The following is a 21,195-nucleotide window of genomic DNA, read 5'->3' as shown; positions in this document are numbered from 1 at the left end:
GAAGGGAAAGAGCATCATGGGAAAGCCCAACAAACGCGTGGTCCAACAACGCGACGACGGCGACTGGGAGGTCCGGAAGCCAGGCGCTTCGCGGGCCAGTGCGGTCACGCCAACGCAGGCCGCCGGTATCGGTAGGGCGCGCACCATCCTCGGCAACGACGGGGGCGGCGAGCTACAGGCACGTTCTAGGAAGGGAACCATCCGTGCGCAGGACACTATCGCCCCTGGTAGCGACCCACGGTCTTCAAAGGGATGATTGCCGTGCCTGTCCGCGGAGTCCGATAGGTGATCTTGCTCCGCAGGCAACTCCGTCACCGCCGACAGGAGCATCATGAAATCGAGACGGCTCACGTTCTACCTCCTGCGAGAGGGCATCGCCGACTTCGACGACGCCCTCGACCCGGACAAGCCAAGTCTGACTGTCGAGATCGACCCATCCACCGGTATCGACGGCCGCTTCTTCTACCTTAAGCCCCAGCCATCCGTGCCGGCATGGGTTGGGTTCGTGCAACCTCTACTGACGGACCAACTCAGTGGCATCCGCTCAGCCTCCACATCGGCCCTGCTGCTCCTCCGGACGAGCGGCCGCATCTTCGCGCTCACCTTCGGATACGGGCGATCATTGCTCGACCTCTCCAAGATCGAGTACCAATTCGGTCTACGCGTCGCGCTCAACCGCATCGATCCTCGCCAGATCCGCAGCCTCGACACCAAGACGTTCGAGGATCTTGTCGTGTCAACCAACACTCAAGTGAGCAAGAGTGCTGAGCTGCCGACCTTTGGTGTCGACATCTCCCGAGACATTCTGCGCGCGGTAACCGGCGAACCCCGCGACCAAACATTCTCCAAGAGAATCGCTGGAGCGGACTCACTGGTCATGGGTGTCACGACCCCATCATTGGAACTTCCTGCCATCTGCGACGACCTCTTGGCTGCGTTCGCCGCGGATGACTACAAGACGGACTTCGGCTGGATCGACCAGCTCTCACTCGTGCGGGATGACGCGACCGTCGAAGCACTCAACAATCTTCTTGTAGCGCAACTGCGGACTGGGTCAACTGGGGCGACACACCTCGCCATGCCAGAGACGATCGACTGGGAGGACATCGACGGATTCACGATCGCCGGAACTCGCAGCCATGTCTACGAAGACTTGGACCTCGATGATTACCTGAGCCGACTTGGCGAAGACCGCACCACAATCACGCTGAAGCACCTAAAGACTAGGTCTGTCTCTGTCCGGTTCGGACGCTCAGGGAACTTCGACAAGCGATGGAACCTCTATCAGTGTATCGTGACTGAACAGCGGCTCGATGGTCGCCTTCATGTCCTCATCGAAGGGCGTTGGTTCGCTGTCAGCTCCACTCTCGTCGAGGAAGTGGACGCGTTTGCTGCTGGCCTACCAGACACGCACGTGACCCTTCCGCCGGCGCGTTCTGGTGAAATCGAAGCCGACTACAACACTCGCCTGGCGGAGTCCTCCCCACAGCACCTGCTGAAATTGGACGCGCGCATCAAACGACCTGGCGGTGCTAGCAGCGGCATAGAGTTCTGTGACGTCCTCTCCGACCAGGGTGACCTGATCCACGTCAAGCGGAAGTCCCGCTCCGCAACATTGAGCCATCTCTTCGCGCAAGGAAGCGTCTCCGCCTCCACCTTCATCAACGACGGCGCGTTCCGAACCCAAGTCCGCCAACTGATTGAAGACGAGGTCGCGGTGGAGTCACGCGAGACCTGGCTCCGGCTCGTGCCGAGAGCCGACGAGACGGTAGATAGATCACGGTACCGCGTCACGTACGCAGTAATCGCGAACTCGACTCGCGAGGGACGCGACTGGCTCCCGTTCTTCAGCAAGCTGAACCTGATGCAGCAAGGCCGTCAACTCGTCACCATGGGATTCAGCGTCGCCGTGGCCCGTGTACCGATCACTGACTCCAAGTAGGGCGTCACCCTGAGGCACCCACCACCCAACTCGTTGCCTCCTTTATCGATCACGGGCCTGCGGGCTACGCAGAGTCACGCCGGCGGTGAGCAAGTGGTTCCGAATCGTGCCAGCTGAGTACCCCAAGCCCCCACCAATGCGTTTGAGTGATTCGCCGGCCCGGTAGAGCCGGGCCATCTCTTGAACTTCTGCGGAAGAAGGAGACGCTCCGCGGATACGGACGCCTCGCCCCCGAAGCAGTGACGCCAGCCGGTGACGGCTCAGACCGACATCGTTCGCGATCGCGCGGAGCGCCTCGCCATCGTGATACCGCCGTTCCAGAGTGTCGAGTGTCTCGCTACCGATGCTGCGGTGTGCACTTGCCGGTGCTGACTCACGTTGGGTAGGCCGCCCTGCGCGACTGCGGATCGTTCGGTGCAGTGACCTCATGTAACCCAGTGACGGGGTGAGTTTCGACAAGCCTTCTGCTAGGTCCACCCGGCACCCTGAGTTGCGGCATCGTCAAGAGACGATGGTGTGGCTCAGGGTTTTTGCATGAGATGACACCCCGTGCGTGGCATCGCGCTCAGTCCGATGTGCGCGGCGCACCTCGGATGCCGCGATTAGCCCCTACCAGCGTGTGACCTCAATCCCGTATCGAACGAAAGTCCTGGTCGCAAGGCTTTCTGGTGAGGCGGTCACCTCCCCTCTCGGGCGGTGAACAGCCTCTCTCAGCTATGGCTTCTGGAGTTGGGCTGGGCTAACATCCGTGGTGATCCATGGCGACGACCTCGNTCGAACGAAAGTCCTGGTCGCAAGGCTTTCTGGTGAGGCGGTCACCTCCCCTCTCGGGCGGTGAACAGCCTCTCTCAGCTATGGCTTCTGGAGTTGGGCTGGGCTAACATCCGTGGTGATCCATGGCGACGACCTCGTCCGCGGCCAGCAGACAGTGATCCGTGTAGCAAAGGCGCCTTGTGACTCCGAGGCGTGAGGTCGCTCCCCTTCGGTGAGATCGGTTGTGGCAGCTCCGTTACATGAGAACAAAGGAATGATGAATGGCTTCATCGCGTAGATCCACACGATTGCGGCGTGCACCGCGCTACGGAGTCGCCTTGCTCCTGACTTGGACCTCTTTAGTGTGTCACTCGGTGCAGGATGTGTCGGGCGTCGTCGGTGAGTTCGGGGCTCGCGGTGATCGTTTGCCCGGCGATGCTGATAGTGACGTCCTGGAGGGGACGGAGTGTCCGGATGATCTTGCGGATGCTGAACCCGGTCACTGCTTGGAGGTGTCTCGCGATCGCCAGGGCCGTGAACACGATGGTGAGGTGGGCTTCGATCGCGTCACGGGTGCGATGGAACATGGGCCTGGCCTGCAGGTCTGTCTTGCTCATCCGGAATGACTGCTCAACATGCCACAGGTCGTGATAGCTGGAGACCACCTCCGCCGCCGGCATCGTGGCGGCAGGAATGTTCGTGACGTAGCCCTTCAGCCCGACCAGACTTCGTGCCCGCTTAAGCGAGGCTGTATCGAGGGACCGGCCGCTCGCGGTGGTCTTCACGAATCTGGTCGACTTCACAGACGCGTCCCCGTCGATCACGGCTCGAGCCCGGTTCTCCTGCGCGGTGAGGGTGTGATTGTCGCGGGTGGCACGCTTGCTGCGGTAGCTCCAGATGGAACGCCAGTGCCCGGGATGCTCCTCTGCGTCCCAGACAGGCTCCTTGCGGTGCTTCGTCGTGGAGGGTTTCGTGTTCCCGTGGCGGGGCGTGATGGTATCGATCAGCTGTCCGTCGGTGAATGCGTCCCCGTTCCAATGGAAGTGATTGGCCAGGTCACCCGGGGCTTTCGTCTGTCGTGAGCCGACGATGAACTTCAGGTCCGCTTCGTCGAGCTCGCGCAGGTTGGCCGCCGAGAGCATCCCGGCGTCCGCGACCACGACCATGTCAGCGAGGTCGTTGCGGGCCTGGAACTGGCGGATGATCGGGACGATCGTGCGGGTTTCAGCATGGTTCCCCTCGAAGCAACCGATCTCCAGCGGGAACCCGCCCCGGTCCACGAGCAGGCCGACCACGATCTGCGGATCCACGCGGCGTTCCTTCGAGTAGCCGACCTTCCTCAGCGCGTCCTCGTTCTCCGCCTCGAAATAGAGCGTCGTGACGTCGTAGAGTACCAGCGAGATGTCGCCGCTGGTCGCGGCATGCTCGAAGCACCTCCTCGCGATCTGGCCGCGGTAGTCGTTTGTGGCGATCCGGGCCAGGCAGCGCTTCATCGTCGAGCGATGTACCGGGGCGATCCCGACCTCCGCCAGCACTCTGGCGGAGTCGCTCATCGAGGTCGGCTCGATCAAGCGTGCGGCGACGAGCTGGAAGAATGCTTCATCACCGATCGCCGTGAACCCCAGCCCCGCCCACGCGGACTGCAGCGTCTCCAGCAGCAGCCGGGACTGCTTCGACGTGATCGTTGCGGGGCTCGTCGACGTTGCTGTCCCCAGGTCGAGGACGCCCTGACCAGCGTTGATCTTCTCCCGACCCGCCTGCATCAGGCCGGCGAGCTCGGCTTCGGTATGAGCCGACCCAAGATGCTCCAGGACCACATCCCGACGGTTCCGCCGCTCAGCAATCTGCACAGCCGTCGCCCCCGACGCCGTCCTCACCTTCCGCAGGAACACCACCCGCTTAGTGTGTCACTCCACACAGGCGCGAGCCGCCCACCAGCACCGATACACCCGCAACCCCAGGGAATACCCCAGAGAGGTCCAAGTCAGGTCGAACGAAAGTCCTGGTCGCAAGGCTTTCTGGTGAGGCGGTCACCTCCCCTCTCGGGCGGTGAACAGCCTCTCTCAGCTATGGCTTCTGGAGTTGGGCTGGGCTAACATCCGTGGTGATCCATGGCGACGACCTCGTCCGCGGCCAGCAGACAGTGATCCGTGTAGCAAAGGCGCCTTGTGACTCCGAGGCGTGAGGTCGCTCCCCTTCGGTGAGATCGGTTGTGGCAGCTCCGTTACATGAGAACAAAGGAATGATGAATGGCTTCATCGCGTAGATCCACACGATTGCGGCGTGCACCGCGCTACGGAGTCGCCTTGCTCTCTGCCGTCGCCCTCGCTGCCGGTGCTCTTGGAACCTTCCCGCACGGGTTCCTCGCGCCGGAGCGGGCTGATGCAGCTGAGTTCACCGGCGGCATCCGTGACAAGGCCGGAGCCGTGGAACAGGACGCACAAAAGGCCTCCGACCTGCCGGCCGGTTCGTGTGTTGTCTCGGAAAGCACTCCGCAGGGCAGCCAGGCTGGTTTCAGCTGGTATACCTCTGAGCCGTCTGCGACCAGCCCCGACAAGAAAGCCTGGGGCTTGAGCGTCTCCTTCGACAACTCGAAGGACCGCACGTTCGCTGATTGGAGCTTCACCAATTCAGGCCTTATGGGTTCGTACCTCGATACGGCACAAATTCCCGCCACGAATGCGGATCAGACCTTTGGTGACAAGGTAGTCACGCACAAGGCCGACGAATTCCTCGGAATTACTGCTTCTAGGCAACAGCGGAACCTGAACCTCAACGCGGAACTGACCGATGCGAAAGTCAAGCAGTTCGCTGAGGCCACTGCCGCGAAACCGGTACGTTACGCCTGGCAGGGCAAGTATAAGCAAGACCGCACTAGCGCTCCGTTTGCCACCCAGGGAGACAGCGCAACCTTTACCGCCATCGTGAACCCGTGGCCGAGCGAGAACATCGAATGTAACCAGATCACGGTCTCCTGGCAGAACTTTGAGAAGCACGTCATCGTTCCAGGTGCGGAAACCAAGGTCGGTAAGATCAACGTTCCTGCTGTTGTGAACGGCGGCACGGACGATTCCATGTCTCGCATGGTCGTGGAAGCCTACGACGGCAACGGCCAGTTCATCGGCACCACAGACCCGGCAGCGTCCGGCGGCGAGAAGCTGCTACGTATCGCGGACAACGGCGACATCTACTTCACGTGGCCCGAGTACCGCGGTACCGATCTGGCGACTGACAAAAACGTGAACTTCTCCGTTCTGGCCAAGCCGCGCAGCGTGGACCAGCTCCAGGCGGCTGCTGAGAACAACAACTTCGGCGAAGGCGCTACCTTCGACAGCTCCAACTCGCTGAACCGCTACAACAAGGCGAACGTCATCGACTCCAAGGCATTCTCCCTGGACGACACCGAGTACCACTCCCCGCAGTACGACAAGACGGACGCCACGATCATCTCGGGCGTTGACAGCCCCACCGGCCCGCTGGCTACCGAGCCGCAGAAGGTCACCTTCACCCAGACCCCTGACCTGATCAAGGACCTGGCGAAGAAGAAGGCTGACGGCGGTTTCGAAGCCAAGGTCTCGCTGGACGAGAAGTACGTCTACGAGGGCTGGACCGTCGAGATGGACGAAAACTACAACGTCACCGTCACCGCTCCGGAAGAACCGAAGCCGGGTACCTTCGCACGCCCTGTCATCACAGTGGAGTACTCCAACGGTTCCACCGACAAGCTCGAGCTGCTCGTGGTTGTCGACCCGAACAACACGCAGGTCACCGACCTGGTGCGTCCGGGCTTGTCCAAGGGCAAGCTGAACGAAGACATCACCGCCCAGGTGGGCACCAAGTCGATCATGAAGGGCCACAAGCCGGTCCACCCGGCCACGTTCGAGGTCGACGAGTCCACTGTCCCGGCTGGCTGGACCGTGACGGTCGATGAGACTGGCAAGGTCACCGCGAAAGCGGACGACTCTGTTGCACCGGGAACCGTCATCACCCCGAAGGTGAAGGCAACCTACCCGGATCAGACCACGGATGAGATTGAGGTCCAGTTCCAGGCGATCGTGGACATCAAGATCCCGACCTACGACACGGTGACTGGTCAGCCGAACGCAAGCGTCAGCCTCACCCCCGAGATTCCGGAGCGCGGCCTGAGCGGTAACACCACCGATGAGGCCCCGACGCGCTACACCTTCGAGGATGGCACCAACCAGACCACGCTCACGAGCAAGGACGGTAAGACGTGGACCGTCTTCGTTGACGAGAAGACCGGCGAGATCACGACCACGATCCCGAAGGGTGCGCAGGAAGGCGACATCCTCAACGTTCCGGTCCTGGCTCACTACAGCGACGAAGGCAAGCAGAAGCCCCAGACCGTCGTTGGCACCGTCGTCGTTATCAAGGGCGACATCAAGGCGAACTACAACGTGCAGACCACCGCTCCTGGCCAGGAAGTGAAGCACCAGGTTGAAGACGCGCCTGACGACTCGACCTTCTCCTTCGGAACCAAGAATGGCAAGCCGGTTCTTACTCAGGACGTCAACGGCTGGAAGTACAGCATTGACCCGAAGACCGGTGAGGTCTCCGCGACCCCACCTGCTGACGCTAAGCCGGGGGACAAGAACACCGTCACGGTGACGGTCAACGCCCCGGGCGGTTTGACCACTCAGGCGCCTGTCACCACCGTGGTGAAGCTGAGCAACAACTGGGAAGCGGAACCGACCTACCCCGTACAAACGGTGTACCCGGGTGATACCGCAACACTGCCTGTGACTCTGGACAAGCCGGACAATGTCAATGTTGCGAAGGACAACCCCTACACGTTGGGGGATGTTCCCGCCGGTTGGAATGTCAGCATTGACGACAATGGCCAGATCACCGCAACTGCACCAGCAGATGCGAAGCCGGGCGATCAGGTCAAGATTCCGGTTACTGTGACCTACGAGGACGGCTCGACTGATATCACTTACGCTGTGGTGAACGTCGTCGGCGTTCCGGAGCGCGAGGTTCCATTCACGGTCGAGTACAAGTACGACGACTCCATCCCTGCCGGTGAATACAAAGTTGAAACCAAGGGTGAGCCAGGCAAGGAGAAACAGAACAAGGACGGTAGCTGGGAACAGACCAAGGCTCCGGTCAACGAGGTCGTCGTTGTCGGCACAAAGCCCGCTGCAAGTGCTAAGGAAGTGACCTGGAAGGTCCCGATCCCGTTCCCGACTGAGGTCCGCGAGAATCCGGACCTGAAGCCAGGTGAAACCCGGGTTGTTCAGGAAGGCGAGAACGGCGAGAAGACCTACACCGCCAAGTTTACCGCTAAGGGTGACCAAGCCGAGGTAGTCGAGGAAGAGACCACCAAGGAACCCGTCAAGCGGATCGTGGAGTACGGCCCCGGCCTGGCACCGAGCGAGCTCGTGACCAAGACCGAGAAACCGATTCCGTTCGAAACCGAGGTCGTCTTTGACGACTCTCTGCCTGCCGGCGAGAAGGTCGTCGACCAGAAGGGTGAGCTCGGAACTGAGGTCGAGACCTCGACCCAGCAGATCGTCGACGGTAAGCCGTCGGGTGATCCGACCGTGACCACTGAGCGCACCAAGGAACCGACGACGGAGAAGATCCGCGTGGGTACCAAGACGACCGGTGAGAACATCGAGACCTTTAAGGCTGAGGCTCCGTACAAGGTCGTCGTGAAGTACGACCCGAACATGCCTGCCGGTGAGTCCAAGGTGACGACCCCGGGCGTCCCGGGTGAGAAGACGGTGACGATCAAGCGCGACATCGTCAACTCCAAGCCGGGTGATCCGACGATCACCGAAGAGATCACCAAGCAGCCCGTCGACGAGGTCATTACCGTCGGCACCAAGCCGTCGGAGGCATCCGAGAAGGTCGCCTGGACTGCCCAGGTTCCGTTCGATGTTGAGACTCGTCCGAACCCGGAGCTGAAGCCGGGTGAGATCAAGGTCGTCCAGAAGGGCGTGCCTGGCGAGAAGACCTTCACTGCGGACTTCACTGCCAAGGGTGACCAGGCAACGGTGACCCCTGAGGAGAAGCAGACCAAGGATCCGGTCAACGAGATCATCGAGTACGGCCCGGCTGCTGAGGACACCTCTGTGGTGACCACGGTGGAGAAGCCGGTCCCGTTCGAGACGGAGATCGTCTTCGATGACACCCTCGAAGAAGGCACGCAGGTTGTTGATCAGCAGGGTGAACTTGGTACCGAGGTCGTGACCTCGACGCAGAGGATCGTGGACGGTAAGCCGTCGGGCGATCCGACCGTGACCACTGAACAGACGAAGGCGCCGAAGAACGCCAAGATCCGCGTGGGCACCAAAACAACGGGCGTGATCACGAAGACTGTTGAGTCGGAGGTTCCGTTCGGAGTGAAGGTTGAGTTTGACCCGAACCTGCCTGCTGGCACCTCGGAGGTTGTCGCCGAGGGTAAGCCGGGCAAGAAGACCATCACTGTGACCCAGAAGGTCACGAACTCCCAGCCAGATGGTGAAGCCACCATTGAGGAGAAGGTGACCGAGCAGCCCGTTGATCAGGTCATCAAGGTCGGCACGAAGCCGTCGGAGGCCTCCGAGAAGGTCACCTGGACTGCTCAGGTTCCGTTCGAGGTGGAGACTCGTCCAAACCCGGAGCTGAAGCCGGGTGAGATCAAGGTCGTCCAGAAGGGCGTGCCTGGCGAGAAGACTTTCACTGCTGACTTCACTGCGAAGGGCGATCAGGCCTCTGTGAAGCCTGACGAGAAGCAGACGAAGGATCCGGTCAAGGAGATCATCGAGTACGGCCCGGCTGCTGAGGACACCACTGTGGTGACCAAGGTGGACAAGCCGGTCCCGTTCGAGACGGAAGTCGTCTTCGACGACACCCTCAAGGAAGGTGAGCAGGTCGTCGACCAGCAGGGTGAGACCGGTATCGAGGTTGTGACCTCGACTCAGAAGATCAAGGACGGCAAGCCGGATGGCGAGCCGACCGTGACCAGTGAGCGCACCAAGGAGCCGACCAAGCAGATCATCCGCGTCGGCACCAAGACTGAGGGCACTCACACGACTGAGTACGTCAAGGACGTGCCGTTCGAGACTGAGATTGTCTTCGATGAGAATCTCGAGGCCGGTAAGCAGGTGACTGTTCAGGAGGGCAAGCTGGGTAAGGACAAGGTGACCACGACCCAGATCATCGAGAATTCGAAGGTTGTGGACACCAAGACCGAGACTGAGCGTGTGACCGAGCCGGTGAAGAAGATCGTCAAGGTCGGCACGAAGGGCACGCCTGCGTCGACGACGATCGAGTGGACCGAGAGCACCCCGTTCGAGGTTGAGGTTCGTGTCAATCCTGAGCTGAAGCCTGGTGAGACCAAGGTTGTCCAGGAGGGCAAGCCGGGCGAGGTGAAGCACACGGTTGGTGTCGAGGTCGATGACAAGGGCAACGTCACCAAGGGTGAGCCGACCACGTCGACTGTGCGTGAGCCGGTTAAGCAGATCATCGAGGTTGGTCCTGCGACGCACCACGAGACCGAGTTGACGGATAAGCACACGGAGAAGACTCCGTTCGACACGATTGTCGAGTTTGATCCGAACCTCGAGGTTGGCAAGGTTGTTGAGGATCAGGCTGGTGCCTTCGGTGAGAAGGAGGTCACCAAGACGTGGAAGCTCAAGGACGGTCAGCCGGTTGGTGATCCGGAGACGTCAGAGAAGGTTCTGAAGGATCCGCAGCCCCGCAAGATCCGCGTCGGTGCCAAGTGCACCTGTGAGAACCCGACTCCGGAGGAGCCGGGTAACCCCGAGGATCCGGAGAATCCTGGTACGCCGGAGGAACCGGGCAATCCCGAGGAGCCGGGTGAGCCTGAGGAGCCTGGCAACCCTGAGGAGCCGGGTAACCCCGAGGATCCGGAGAATCCTGGTACGCCGGAGGAACCGGGCAATCCCGAGGAGCCGGGTGAGCCTGAGGAGCCTGGTAACCCCGAGGAGCCGGGTACCCCCGACGATCCGGAGCATCCTGGTACGCCGGAGGAGCCGGGTGAGCCTGAGGAGCCTGGTAACCCTGAGGAGCCTGGTAACCCCGAGGAGCCGGGTACCCCCGACGATCCGGAGAATCCTGGTACGCCGGAGGAGCCGGGTGAGCCTGAGGAGCCTGGCAACCCTGAGGAGCCGGGTACCCCCGAGGAACCGGACAACCCCGAGGAGCCGGGCAAGCCTGAGGAGCCTGGCAAGCCGGGTGAGCCTGAGGAGCCTGGCAAGCCGGGCAAGCCGGGTGAGCCTGAGGATCCGGGTATCCCGGGTGACACGCCGCGGCAGCCTGGCAAACCGGGTGACCGTTCCGGATCGACTCCTCCGCTGTCGCGGACGGGTGCCGAGATCGTAGGTACCGCAGGCATCGCTGTACTGCTGATGCTCGGTGGTCTGGGCGCGTTCATCCTGCGCAGGAAGACCCGAAAGGAGCGCTGATCACTACGGAAGATCAGCCGCACGCAACACGCTGAACGCGTCGCGCATCGCAGATGAGCGGCGGGGGAACGGGAGGAATCCCGAACCCCCGCCGCTCACGCATTGTCACTGCAGAGGCTGCGCCGAAACGTGGGCTTCCGTGGGCCCGCTCCCGTGAACGTGTCGACGCATGTATGGGTTCAGAAGGCCGGACCCCAATACACGAATTAGTGAGCCGGATTCACCCGACGGACAGCACGTGCAACAGTCCGTACACGCCCCGGTCAGAGCGGCGACTGCGCTATAAGAGCCTGCGACTGGACCACAAAGAACACCGAGAATGCGATCACCAGGATGGCCACCATAATCGTGACCAGGCCGGGCCTATTGCTCATGCTCTGTTGATTACGCGGTGCCACGAAACGCTCGGGACGGGCGGGATCGAAGAACACCGTGACCTCCATCCCGCTGCGGTCGATCTCCGTCGTATCGCTGATGGCGGGGTTGCCGCGCACGGGAGCACCCATCCCGGGCTCGAACTCGATCGTCTCGACGCGCCACTGACGCGTTGTCTCGCGCGTCGCGCGCACATGCAGCTCTGAGGCGATCACCCGTCCCTGCACAGAGCGGCCAGAACGGATGAGCGCATTGCCCCGAAATCGTTGAACGAGCGGATGCAGTATCAGCCATAGCGCAGCCATCCCCATGATGACGGGCACGACGAGGAACATGATCGGAAGGACACTCATCCCAGGCAGAGTCATGTGGTCATCGTAGGAAACGCGAAGCTGAGGCGGCGCGCGGATACAAAATGGAGCCTCCTCGCCGGGCTCGATCGATACGGGTGCACCGACGTCGTACCCTGGTCCCGCGCCAGGGGAGCACACACGAGGGGAGCGACATGGCAGGCAACGACCAGGAGCCCGGACCCGTCTCACTACCGGACTTCTCCGGAAAGGGAAACGGCGCGGGCGCCGGTGGCGCTGGCGGCGTCGGGGACCACGCCGACCACTCCACGAGCGGCGGCTCCACGAGCGGCACCCCTGGAGCTCAGGGCCCGGGGGGGCCGCCGGAGCCCGGCTCGACATCCCGCCGCGGCCTGTGGATCGGCCTCGGCATCGGCGGGGCCGCAGTGCTTCTGGTCGGCGCCCTGGTGGTGGCACTCGTGCTGTCCATGACCGTGTTCCGCCCGACACCCGAGCCTGCCACAGCCACCGATGACCCCGTCACGCAGGACGGCGCAAGCGACGACGGCGGTGGCGAGTACATCCCCACGGAGGACCCGACCGAGGACCCCGCCGACGGTGCTGGCCCGACCATGACGGTGGCCCCCTCCACCGACTGCCAGGTGTACGAGGTCAGCACCGATCAGGAGCAGGCCGAGGGTGAGCTGCGCGGCGGCGGAATCTCCGTGCCCTTGCCAGAGGGGTGGGATCGGCTTGGCAACGGCACCGCCTCCCAGCCGTTGATGAACGACTCCGCGATGGCGTGGACCCCGATCGGCGCCGGCTGGTACGCCACCACAAGCGTCGGCCGCGTCATGTACACCGAGGAGGAAGGCGGCAACCCCGGCGCGCAGGCCGCCGCCCGCAACGTCTTCGAGTGCAACGTCTCCACCACTGATGGTGTCGAGCTGTACGGCGATGCCCCGAAGGTGGGGAACCTCAGTGAGGAGACTGTCTCTATCGACGGTTACGACGGCGCGATGCTCACCGCCGACGTGGAGATCGTCGAATCCGCTGGTCTTGCGCCTACGACGCATCTGCACTTCATCGTGATCGTGCTGGATACCCCGAACGGCCCGTCGGTCTACATCGGCGGCGCACCCACCGATCGGGACGATCGGATGGCCGATATTCAGACCATGAAGGATTCGATCACCGTCACGGAGTGACCCTGCCAGTCTCTGTGCGCCGATCAGCCTGCGAGCGACGGCAGGTGGCGGACGCCGAAGACCTGCTGCAGTACGCGGCGCGCGGCATGCCAGCCGCTCATGCCATGCACCCCGGGCGCGGGCGGCGTCGCGGAGGAGCATAGATACCAGCCGGACGCGCCCAGCCGGAACGGGTCCCAAGCGGCGGTGGGACGTGCCATCATGCGCCAAGCGCTCAGGGCACCGAGAGCGATATCGCCGCCCACCAAGGATGCGTTGTGCTCATGCATGCGGGCCGCCGGAATCCCGCGGGCAGCCACGATCGTGTCACGGAAACCGGGGGCGAAGCGTTCGATCTGCGCGGTGATCAGGTCGGTCGGATCCGTCGGATCATTGAAGGGAACATGCGCGTACGCCCACACCGGTCGCAGCCCGTCCACTTCCCGTGACGGGTCGACACCGGCGGGGTCGCTCACCAGCACCACCGGGGCTTCAGGTATCCGTCCAGCCATCACCTGGGCCTCGGCGTCGGCCATCTGTCTGCGGGTGCCGCCCAGATGCGCAGTGCCGGCGCGACGCACCTCCGCATCCCGCCAGGGAATCGGGGCATTCACCACGAAATCAGCCTTCGCGGCGGCGTGACCATGACCGAGGCTACGCAAGGAACGATGCAGCGGAGATGGAATCCGCTCGGCGAGCAGCTCAGCGGCCGTATCGGCGGGCAGATCAGCGAGCACCGCTCGGGCGGGTGGCACGTCGGCGGCAGAGCGGACGCGATACCCGGTGATGATGCGTCCTCCGTGGGCGCGCAGGTCAGCGGCAAGAGCATCGGTGATCGCCTGGGAGCCGCCGCGGGGGATCGGCCAGCCGCCCGCATGAGCAAGGGCCGCCAGCAGCATCCCGGTGGCGCTCGGAGCGAGGGAGGGCAGCGCCCCGATCGCGTGGGCGGCCACACCGGTCAGCAGCGCCCGGGCTCGCTCTGTACGCAGCGGCACGCCCCACGCGGGAGTGCCCTGCAGACCGCTCATTGCACCGAAAGCAGCGAGGGCAGGCAGAGCAGCGGGGGAGAGAAGCGCCGACGGCACGGAGCGCTTGTCCGAGAGCGCCACGTCGATGATCGCCTCATGCTGTGCGCTGAGCATGCTGAAGACTCTGCGCCACACGGGAGCGTCCGCACCGAGACCGTCGGCCGTGCGTTCGACATCGCGCCAGGCGATCGCGGCTGGTTCAGCATCGAGGGGCTGGGCGTATGACGCCTCCGGGGTGAGCAGCTCCACGCCGCGTGCTTCCAGGTCGAAGGCGGTGAAGAACGGGCTTGCGAGCGCCATCGGATGCACGGCGGAGCAGATGTCGTGGCGGATTCCCGCGGCCATGCCCAGATCGAGTGTGCGGGCACCGCCGCCGACTGTCTGTTCTGCTTCGAGGACGAGCACCTGCAGGCCGGCCCGTGCGAGCGTGACGGCGGCGGCCAGTCCGTTAGGGCCGGACCCCACAACGACGACGTCCTGTTCCCTGCCGACGACTGCACTCATGCGCCCAGCGTATCGGGCTGGTGGTGGCGCCGGCCGGGTTGGTCTGGACACCCCTTCACGCTGCCTTGCACGACAGCAGCACCGCGTTTAGCCAGCGCACATCCGTCGATGACACCCCACGTGACTCACGGACGACGCCCCCGGGAATCGAGAATTACGCATGCTGCGCATGACGTAATATGTCCGACATGCCGGAGACCACGCCAAGCACACGCCCCGCAACGGACACTCCCGCACCGCGTCGCGGCGGCACCCAAGCGATGCTGTCCGTCCGGGCCGTCACGCAGATCAGTCCCCGCCTGCTGCGTGTCACGGTGGGCGGCGAGCAGTTCTCAACCCTGCGCCGCTCCCAGGACACTGACGCCTACGTGAAGCTCTTGCTGCCCCGCCCCGGCAGCGACCTCACCCCGCCGTACGATCTCGACGCGCTGCGTGAGAACAGCCCGGAGCTCCTGCCCGCCCTGCGCACTTACACGGTGCGCCGCTGGCACGATGCAGAGCAGAGCCTTGACATCGACGTGGTGCTCCATGATGACGCAGACGGCATCGCCGCACCGTGGGCCGCTCGTGCTCGCGTTGGTGAGACGATCGCCCTCAAGGGAGCGGGTGGCGGCTACGCCCCGCGCCCCGATGCGACCGACCACCTGCTGATCGGCGACCACGCCACCCTGCCGGCGATTGCCGCCTCCCTCGAAGCCATGCCCGAGGATGCTCGCGGCCACGCCATCATCCAGCTCGAGCATGGCGAGGACCGCATCGACCTCAGTCACCCCCGCGGCATCGAGGTGCAGTGGGTGATCGGCACAGGCGCAGAACTGCTCAAGGCCGTGCAGGCCCTCCCTGTTACGGTCTCGCCTGGCCTGCAGGTGTTCTGCCATGCTGAACGCGGGCTCACGAAGCAGTTGCGCGCTCACCTGGTCACCGAGCGCGGCATCGAGCGCGGCCAGATCTCGATCTCCGCCTACTGGGCCCAGGGAAGGGTGGAGGATGAGTTCCAGGCGGAGAAGCGCCAACCGATCGGACAGATCGACGACTAAGCCGCGCTTGCATCGTGACCCGATGAAGACTGTCGGCGATGCCGCGCTCACGATGCCGCGGCCTCTCGAGGACTCCGCGCCCGCTGCAGGGTCCACACCGGACCTGGTGATCGGCGCCGACGGCTTGGCCCGGCCACGCTGGGCCAGTACCCACGATGACCTGCGCACCTATTACGACACCGAGTGGGGCATGCCGGTGCGCACAGAACAGGGTGTCTTCGAGCGGCTGTGCCTCGAGGGCTTCCAATCAGGCCTCAGTTGGGCCACCATCCTGCGTCGACGTGAGGGCTTCCGATGTGCCTTCGCGAACTTCGACCCTGATGTCGTCGCCCGCTTCGGGCCCGACGACGTCGACCGCCTGCTCACCGATGAGCGCATCATTCGCCATCGTGGCAAGATCGAGGCCACGATGGCGAATGCCCGCGCCACCGTCGCCCTTCGCACGGAGAACAGACTCGGCGCCCACGGTGACCTGGGCCCCGGAGCGACACTGGCAGACCTTGTCTGGTCCTACCGCCCTGACCGCACCCCGATCCCACGCACCGCAGCTGAGGTTCCCACCACGAGTTCCGGGTCCCGCGCTCTGGCCGCCGAGCTGAAGCAGCGCGGTTTCCGATTCGTCGGCCCCACGACAATGTTCGCCCTGATGGAAGCGATCGGCATCGTCGATACGCATCTTGTCGGGTCACATCGGCGCGGCAGTTCAGGCATCTGGGGCGCCGACGGCGCGCCGCTCGCGACGGGGCCGGAACCCGGCGGGGTCAGTCCTCGCGGGTCGGCTTCGTCAGCCGAGTGATCCGCTGATACCACCCGGAGGTCGCTATAGCTCCGGCAATGCCGCCACCTGCCATCAGCCCTGCGGCTCTGCCCTCAAAGGAACGACCACACCGGGTGCATAGGCGCCGCATCGTCGGCGTCGTGACGCCTGCGCCGCGAATCTTCTGACGACACTGGTCGCAGCGAGCGCTCATCAGCCCTCGGCCTCAGCGCGCAGACGATCCAGCTCCTGCTCCACCACTGTTGAATCGAGCTTCGTGAAGATCGGCGTTGGCTTCGCCACCGGCGCGCCGACCGTCACCGGGCGGTGCTCCCACGCGGGCACGTCGGTGTAGTCACCCGTGATGATCGGGTACGGGTGGCCGCCGTCCAGATCCTCGACCTCCACCAGCTGGGGCAGCGGAGCGATCACGCGATCTCCACCGAGCGCCTTCTCCACGGCGTTCGCAGAGAACGGCAGGAACGGCGCGATCATCGTGTTGAGATCCGTGACGGCCTGAGCGAGCACGTGCAGCACGGTGAGCAGGCGCTCACGCTGCTCCGGCGCCTTCAGCTTGAACGGCTCCGTCTCGGACACGTACCGGTTCGCCTCGCCCACCAGGCGCATGACCTCGGCGATCGCCGCACGCTGGCGATGCTGCTCGATCAGCCCGCCGACGGTGTCAAAGCCGGCCCGGATCTGATCCAGCAACGCACGGTCAATGTCCTCGAGCTCGCCAGCGGCAGGGATCTCGCCGACGTTCTTCGCGATCATCGCTGCTGTGCGGTTGACCAGGTTGCCCCAGCCAGCCACCAGTTCGTTGTTGGTGCGGGAGACGAACTCGGACCAGGTGAAGTCCGCGTCCTGATTCTCGGGTCCCGCGGCGGAGATGAAATAGCGCAGTGCATCAGGCTGATAGCGGTCGAGCACATCACGTACGTAGATGACCACGCCCTTGGAGGAGGAGAACTTCTTGCCCTCCATCGTGAGGAACTCGGAGGAGACAACCTCCGTGGGCAGGTTCAGTTCACCGAACTGCCCGGGCACACCGCCCTTGTCACCCTTCCCGTTCTGCGCCAGCATTTCCGCTGGCCAGATCTGGGAGTGGAAGACGATGTTGTCCTTACCCATGAAGTAGTACGACAACGCCTCAGGATCGTTCCACCAGCGCCGCCAGGCATCCGGATCGCCACTGCGTCGCGCCCACTCGATCGAGGCGGAGAGGTACCCGATCACCGCGTCAAACCACACGTACAGGCGCTTGTTGGGCTGATCCTCCCAGCCCGGCACGGGGATGCCCCAGTCGATGTCGCGGGTCATCGCACGGGGCTTGATGTCCTCGAGGATGTTCTTCGAGAAGCGGATCACGTTGGGCCGCCACAGGCCGGTGGCTTCCCGCGTGTCGAGCCAGCGCCCCAGTTCCGCGGCCAGCGCCGGCAGGTCAAGGAACCAGTGGGACGTTTCGATGAACTCCGGCGTCTCCCCGTCGATCTTGGAGACGGGGTCGATCAGGTCGGTGGGGTCGAGCTGGTTGCCGCAGGCATCGCACTGATCGCCGCGCGCTCCTGGCGTGCCACAGATCGGGCAGGTGCCCTCGATGTAGCGGTCCGGCAGGGTGCGGCCGGTGGACGGTGAGATCGCTCCCTGCGTGAGCTGCTCGACGAGGTAGCCATTGTCCCGTACGGCCCGGAACATGTCCTGCACCACCTGATAGTGGTTCCGGGTCGTGGTGCGGGTGAAGAGGTCGTAGCTGAGGCCGAGCGCCACGAGATCTTCGACGATCACCCGATTATTGCGGTCGGCAAGCTGCTGGGCGCTGACGCCCTGTTTGCCGGCCTCGACCAGGATCGGGGTGCCATGCTCGTCGGTGCCGGAGACCATGAGCACGTCATGCCCAGCCATGCGCATGTACCGGGAGAAGACGTCCGAAGGAACGCCGAAGCCGGCGACGTGACCGATGTGACGGGGACCGTTGGCATACGGCCACGCGACCGCAGACAGGACTGTGCTCATAGCGCCCCAGTCTACGGAGTCACCGCCGAGGCCGCCCCGTCCGCGGCCCGCCACACTCGCCGACGTCGGTAGGGTGTGACCATGAGCACCGAAGGACTCGCCGCAGCGCAGCAGAAGATGGCCGATGCCCAGGTTCCGCAGACCGCGATCGACGTCTTCACCCATTACTACGGGCAGCTTGAAGCCGGGGTGACCGGCACGATCCCTGAGGACACCATCGAGCCGTACCTCGATCCGCCGAAGCTCGAGGATGTCAGCATCGATCCGGCCCACGCCAAGCAGGTCTTCGACCAGCTCGTCATCATCAACCTCAACGGCGGGCTCGGCACGTCCATGGGCATGGACAAGGCGAAGTCGCTGTTGCCTGTGCGTGCTGGCAAGACGTTCCTTGACATCATCGTCGAGCAGGTGCTCGCCGCCCGTCGTGGCACTTTGTCGCGTCTGCCGCTGCTGTTCATGAACTCCTTCCGCACTCGCGAGGACACGCTGGCGGCGCTCGAAAAGTACCCGGATCTGCGTGTGGGCGACTTGCCGCTCGACTTCCTGCAGAACAAGGAGCCGAAGCTGCGCACTGACGACCTCACCCCCGTGGAGTGGTCCGCCGATCCTGATCTCGAATGGTGCCCGCCCGGCCACGGTGACATCTACACCGCCCTGCAGACCTCCGGTGTGCTCCAGCAGCTGCTGGACGCCGGCTTCAAGTACGCCTCCGTCTCCAACTCGGACAACCTGGGCACCGTGCCGAGCCCGGTGATCGCCTCCTGGTTCGCGTCCACCGGTGCGCCGTACGCCGCTGAGCTATGCCGGCGCACCGCCGCGGATCGCAAGGGTGGCCACCTGGCGATCCGCAAGTCCGATGGCCGACTCATCCTGCGCGACACCGCGCAGACTCCGGCCGAGGAGATGGATTACTTCACCGACGAGCACCGCCACCCGTACTTCCACACCAACAACCTGTGGTTCGACCTCGAGCAGCTCGACGCGGTGCTGACATCGCGAGGCGGCGTCATGGGTCTGCCGCTGATCCGCAACGAGAAGACGGTGGATCCCGCAGATAAGTCCTCCACGCCCGTTTACCAGATCGAGTCTGCGATGGGCGCAGCGGTCGAGGTCTTCGAGGGGGCAACCGCGATCGTCGTCGGCCGGGACCGGTTCCTCCCGGTCAAGGCTACGAGCGACCTCATGCTCGTGCGATCAGATGTGTACGACCTCGATAACCGTCAGGCTCTCGTGCAGCAGGCGCCAACGGTGCCCACCGTGAAGCTCGCCTCTGAGGCCTACAAGCTGATCGGGGACTTCGAGGCGCGTTTCCCTCACGGCGTGCCCTCACTGAAGCAGGCCAGCGCCGTGGACATTCAGGGGGACTGGACCTTCGGCGCCGACGTGAGTCTCCTGGGCGACGTGGTGCTCGGGCCCGAAGGCGGGGACGTGCCCGAAGGGGCGCGGGTCGGCACCCAGCGCTGAACGGCACCGTCCCCGCACCCCTGCCGGTCGTGCTCAGGCGAGGTGCCTCCACACCGGAGGCGCCATCGCCGCGAGCGCCTGCAGCCGCGTCAGACCCGCCTGCATAAGCAGCTCCAGCTCACCCTTGTCGTTGCGGCGCGTCGACAGGTCGGTGGCCGGGTCGCGCTGATCCGTCCACGCCCGATGCGCAGCCTCCTGCGTGATGCGCTCACCCGGAACCACATCGCCCAACACGCTCTGCGCGTACAGCAGGTTCGCGCACAGGATCGCGTTGAAGAACACGGGCTGGTCGTCGTCAAGCCGCCCGCCGCGCGTGAACACCTGGTAGTGGTCGATGACCGCGTCCACCAGGTCCAGTGCCCGCTGGCGGTGCTCATCCTCGCCGGTGATCTGATGCAGCAGCACCTCAACACCGATCGGCACGCCCTGGTTGTAGGTCCAGAACATTTTCTCGACGGTGCCGTCGAGCTTCACATGATCCCAGAACAGCCCCTCGGGGGAGAGCAGGTGCTCGCGGGTCCACTCGACCCATTCCCGAGCGTCCTCGAGCAGGCTCTCGTCCCCGGTGATCTGGTGCAGGTGCAACGCGACCTTCGCGGCTGGCATGGTCGCCACAGTGTTGCGGTCCCCGTCATCGCCCTGGGACCAGAACAGTCCGCCGGGTGCCGGCAACGACTCATCGGTCGAGCGGGCTGATCGCAGAAGCGCGAGGATCTCCTCGACGCGGTCGAGATCGCCCTCACATCCCCCGGAGGCGCGATGCCGTTCAAGCTCGGCGAGCGCGACCCACGAATTGTCGTCGTAGAAGTACGTGCCGTGCGCGCCCTGCTCCAGATCCGTCGCTGACGCGTAGCCAGGCAAGCCTGTGGTACCGCCCGCGAGATGCCAGTAACGCTCCTGCCCACGATCGCGTGAAGCGATCAGATCATCCAGGCGCAGGCTTGCCCCGCCCACGGTGCGGGAGAGCTGATCAGTGGCGATGCGAGCCTGCGAGAACGGCCACTCGTAGGAGTACGGGTTGTCGTCTTCCCGATGCGGATGGAACTCCCGCAGCAGATCGGACCCGTCCTGCGTACCGAAGTGCTTCTGCATCGCATCGTGCGCGGCCACGGCGCGCTGACGCGCCACACCTTTCCCCGGTACAGGGCTCAGCGGCTTGTCAGTGGTCATGCGGTCCTCCTGTCCCCGCGGCGCGGCGAGACTGGGCGTGGTGGTGAGCATCGCCGCGGTCGCCGTGGCGGCGCCCAAAGCGGTGCGGCGGGAGATGCTGTGGTGCGGGTGACTCATCGTGTGCTCCTCGTCATCGAGTCGGCCTGCGGGTGACAGGCCTCACAACCCTAGGGGTCGGGTGCCCCGGCGGCAAGGCAACGCCGCAGCATGTGGACAACCTCCGATGCTCACGCCCAGCGT

General features: G+C 64.1%; 12 protein-coding genes. 7 read left to right on the top strand and 5 right to left on the bottom strand.

Annotation, left to right across the window (positions count from 1 at the left end):
- The first annotated feature begins 16 nt into the window (after positions 1-16).
- Together C8271_RS14485 and C8271_RS08450 are read left to right on the top strand one after the other, a co-directional pair.
- Complete coding sequence (locus tag C8271_RS14485; RefSeq protein WP_106506931.1) at positions 17-256, top strand: DUF2188 domain-containing protein; 240 nt, start codon at positions 17-19, stop codon at positions 254-256.
- 75 nt (positions 257-331) lie between these two features.
- A complete protein-coding gene (locus C8271_RS08450) occupies positions 332-1,942 on the top strand; it encodes a DUF6119 family protein (RefSeq protein WP_106506930.1) in 1,611 nt (536 codons plus the stop codon).
- A gap of 1,112 nt (positions 1,943-3,054) precedes the next feature.
- On the opposite strand, the gene C8271_RS08445 is transcribed toward C8271_RS08450, so the two are convergent.
- Positions 3,055-4,590, bottom strand: a complete 1,536-nt coding sequence (locus C8271_RS08445) for an IS1634 family transposase (RefSeq protein ID WP_106505772.1) — start codon at positions 4,588-4,590, stop codon at positions 3,055-3,057.
- 411 nt (positions 4,591-5,001) lie between these two features.
- On the opposite strand from C8271_RS08445, the gene C8271_RS08440 reads away from it, so the two are divergent.
- Entirely contained in the window at positions 5,002-11,130 is a 6,129-nt protein-coding gene (locus C8271_RS08440; RefSeq protein ID WP_245921055.1) for a G5 domain-containing protein, read from the top strand.
- 263 nt (positions 11,131-11,393) lie between these two features.
- Here C8271_RS08440 and C8271_RS08435 read toward each other — a convergent pair whose 3' ends face one another.
- Positions 11,394-11,873 (bottom strand): DUF3592 domain-containing protein, encoded by a 480-nt coding sequence (locus C8271_RS08435; protein ID WP_106506929.1) that lies wholly within the window; start codon positions 11,871-11,873, stop codon positions 11,394-11,396.
- A gap of 137 nt (positions 11,874-12,010) precedes the next feature.
- Between C8271_RS08435 and C8271_RS08430 the strand changes: the two genes are divergently transcribed.
- Positions 12,011-13,003 carry a hypothetical protein gene (locus C8271_RS08430; RefSeq protein ID WP_106506928.1) on the top strand — a complete coding sequence of 331 codons (993 nt, stop codon included), beginning with the start codon at positions 12,011-12,013 and terminating at the stop codon, positions 13,001-13,003.
- A gap of 23 nt (positions 13,004-13,026) precedes the next feature.
- On the opposite strand, the gene C8271_RS08425 is transcribed toward C8271_RS08430, so the two are convergent.
- The gene (locus C8271_RS08425) at positions 13,027-14,514 is read right to left on the bottom strand and encodes a phytoene desaturase family protein (RefSeq protein WP_106506927.1); all 1,488 of its coding nucleotides are present in this window, start codon (positions 14,512-14,514) and stop codon (positions 13,027-13,029) included.
- 188 nt (positions 14,515-14,702) lie between these two features.
- On the opposite strand from C8271_RS08425, the gene C8271_RS08420 reads away from it, so the two are divergent.
- Together C8271_RS08420 and C8271_RS08415 are read left to right on the top strand one after the other, a co-directional pair.
- A complete protein-coding gene (locus C8271_RS08420; protein WP_245921054.1) occupies positions 14,703-15,551 on the top strand; it encodes a siderophore-interacting protein in 849 nt (282 codons plus the stop codon).
- Between the two features lie 52 nt (positions 15,552-15,603).
- On the top strand, positions 15,604-16,347 hold the full coding sequence (locus C8271_RS08415; RefSeq protein WP_106507976.1) for a DNA-3-methyladenine glycosylase I: 744 nt from the start codon (positions 15,604-15,606) through the stop codon (positions 16,345-16,347).
- Positions 16,348-16,521: 174 nt separating this feature from the next.
- Here the strand turns inward: C8271_RS08415 and metG are convergent, their stop codons facing one another.
- Positions 16,522-18,321: a methionine--tRNA ligase gene (metG, locus tag C8271_RS08405; protein ID WP_106507975.1), complete on the bottom strand. Its 1,800-nt coding sequence runs from the start codon at positions 18,319-18,321 to the stop codon at positions 16,522-16,524.
- Between the two features lie 81 nt (positions 18,322-18,402).
- On the opposite strand from metG, the gene C8271_RS08400 reads away from it, so the two are divergent.
- The gene (locus C8271_RS08400; protein WP_106506924.1) at positions 18,403-19,785 is read left to right on the top strand and encodes a UTP--glucose-1-phosphate uridylyltransferase; all 1,383 of its coding nucleotides are present in this window, start codon (positions 18,403-18,405) and stop codon (positions 19,783-19,785) included.
- A 33-nt stretch (positions 19,786-19,818) separates the two neighbouring features.
- On the opposite strand, the gene C8271_RS08395 is transcribed toward C8271_RS08400, so the two are convergent.
- Positions 19,819-21,072 carry a glycoside hydrolase family 76 protein gene (locus C8271_RS08395; protein WP_106506923.1) on the bottom strand — a complete coding sequence of 418 codons (1,254 nt, stop codon included), beginning with the start codon at positions 21,070-21,072 and terminating at the stop codon, positions 19,819-19,821.
- Positions 21,073-21,195 lie beyond the last annotated feature (123 nt).

This window comes from Brachybacterium timonense, from assembly GCF_900258505.1.
GTDB classification, from domain to species: Bacteria; Actinomycetota; Actinomycetes; order Actinomycetales; family Dermabacteraceae; genus Brachybacterium; species Brachybacterium timonense.
The sequence above is the reverse complement of the archived record's forward strand: the minus strand, read 5'-3'. Positions and strand labels throughout refer to the sequence as shown.

Coding starts and splice junctions, on each gene's coding strand:
- C8271_RS08435 (WP_106506929.1), bottom strand. CDS start 11,873: ATGACTCTGCCTGGGATGAGTGTCCTTCCGATCATGTTCCTCGTCGTG.
- C8271_RS08420 (WP_245921054.1), top strand. CDS start 14,703: ATGCCGGAGACCACGCCAAGCACACGCCCCGCAACGGACACTCCCGCA.
- C8271_RS08425 (WP_106506927.1), bottom strand. CDS start 14,514: ATGAGTGCAGTCGTCGGCAGGGAACAGGACGTCGTCGTTGTGGGGTCC.
- C8271_RS08415 (WP_106507976.1), top strand. CDS start 15,604: ATGCCGCGGCCTCTCGAGGACTCCGCGCCCGCTGCAGGGTCCACACCG.
- metG (WP_106507975.1), bottom strand. CDS start 18,321: ATGAGCACAGTCCTGTCTGCGGTCGCGTGGCCGTATGCCAACGGTCCC.
- C8271_RS14485 (WP_106506931.1), top strand. CDS start 17: ATGGGAAAGCCCAACAAACGCGTGGTCCAACAACGCGACGACGGCGAC.
- C8271_RS08450 (WP_106506930.1), top strand. CDS start 332: ATGAAATCGAGACGGCTCACGTTCTACCTCCTGCGAGAGGGCATCGCC.
- C8271_RS08400 (WP_106506924.1), top strand. CDS start 18,403: ATGAGCACCGAAGGACTCGCCGCAGCGCAGCAGAAGATGGCCGATGCC.
- C8271_RS08430 (WP_106506928.1), top strand. CDS start 12,011: ATGGCAGGCAACGACCAGGAGCCCGGACCCGTCTCACTACCGGACTTC.
- C8271_RS08395 (WP_106506923.1), bottom strand. CDS start 21,072: ATGAGTCACCCGCACCACAGCATCTCCCGCCGCACCGCTTTGGGCGCC.